The sequence below is a fragment of the Vibrio sp. Vb1554 genome (genome assembly GCF_033344235.1).
Genome location: NZ_JAWPOJ010000294.1, coordinates 1 through 1,207 on the forward strand (window position 1 = coordinate 1; position 1,207 = coordinate 1,207).

Consider the following 1,207-nt stretch of genomic DNA (forward strand, 5'->3'; position numbering starts at 1 on the left):
ATCCAAAACGCTGGATCAGGGTGACCGCGCCCGTCTTGGCCACTTGGTGGGTATGGCCCGCTTTCTTGACCAGGTGCCAATACCCATCTTTGTATCAACTCCCCTTCCTGCCCGGCATCCCCGCAATTGATGACTTCAGAACAAGATGCTACCAATTTTTCAATAACAGCAAATTGCCTTTTTACTCCATCGTTATCAATTAGTTTAATGCCAAATTTTTTAGGTACAATTGGCAGATCTTCCAATTTCCAGTATTTCCAATTTTCTTTGTAATCATGGGGTTCATTCAATGTACACAGATGGCCAAAAGTCCAGGTTACCCAATAGCCATTTCCTTCATAAAAGCCGTTGTTGCGTTGTTTTGCACCAATTACTTCGGCAATATCTTTTGCCACAGAAGGTTTTTCAGCTATACATAAAATCATAAGGAGGCAAAGTTAGTAAGGTCGTTGAAGTTTTGAAACCGTTACATACAAAACATTTCAACAAAAACAGTAAGTTTTAGAGTTATTTACGTGTATATTTTTTTATTTCAAAAGCAAAAGCGTGTTTTTCATCAATACCCTGTTTCAGTACAGTTTCACTATTCCACTCAGATTCAGAAAATTTAGGAAAAAAAGTATCTGCGTCAAACACTCCATCTACTTGTGTGATATACATTTCTTGAAGGATGTTTCGCTGCATAACTTCTGCATAAATTTGTCCCCCACCAATGATGAAAACAGTTCTTTCGGTTTCATTTTTATAGAACTCTAAACATTCAGTAAGTGAAAAAAAGACATGAGCTCCTGGTGCTTGATAGCCGATTTGGTGAGTTAAAACGGCATTTTCACGATTTGGCAAGGGTCTAAATTTCTCAGGAATAGATTCATAATTTTTACGTCCGGTTATTACTACATGACCTGTTGAAGTTTCTTTAAAGAATTTCATATCAGCCGGCAATTTCCATAACAAATCGTTGTCTTTACCAATGCCAAAATTTTTATCCATGGCAACAATTAATGATAGTTTCATAATGATCGGTATTGAATAATTAATTTTTTATTTGAGGCATTAAGCACATGCAATAATTTCTCAATTGGTTTTTTCACCTTTTCTTTCAAATGTAACTCATCTGCAGTTTGAATCATACGTATAGGAAGAATAAACGCCCTTTTCACCCAAGTCCAACAGCTTTGGACCGCAGTTGACTCTTTCGACACCCCTG

2 protein-coding genes and 1 pseudogene are annotated in these 1,207 nt (G+C 37.0%); all 3 read right to left on the bottom strand.

The window, feature by feature from the left end; genetic code table 11:
- Positions 1 to 137 precede the first annotated feature (137 nt).
- Positions 138 to 425 (bottom strand): annotated as a pseudogene (locus R8N28_RS25750) (DNA topoisomerase III); the annotation flags it as partial.
- Between the two features lie 82 nt (positions 426 to 507).
- Complete coding sequence (locus R8N28_RS25755; protein ID WP_086371372.1) at positions 508 to 1,020, bottom strand: dihydrofolate reductase; 513 nt, start codon at positions 1,018 to 1,020, stop codon at positions 508 to 510.
- Positions 1,011 to 1,207 (bottom strand): hypothetical protein (locus R8N28_RS25760; RefSeq protein ID WP_206926159.1); only part of this gene is annotated, 197 nt, incomplete at its 5' end. The genes R8N28_RS25755 and R8N28_RS25760, both read right to left, overlap by 10 nt.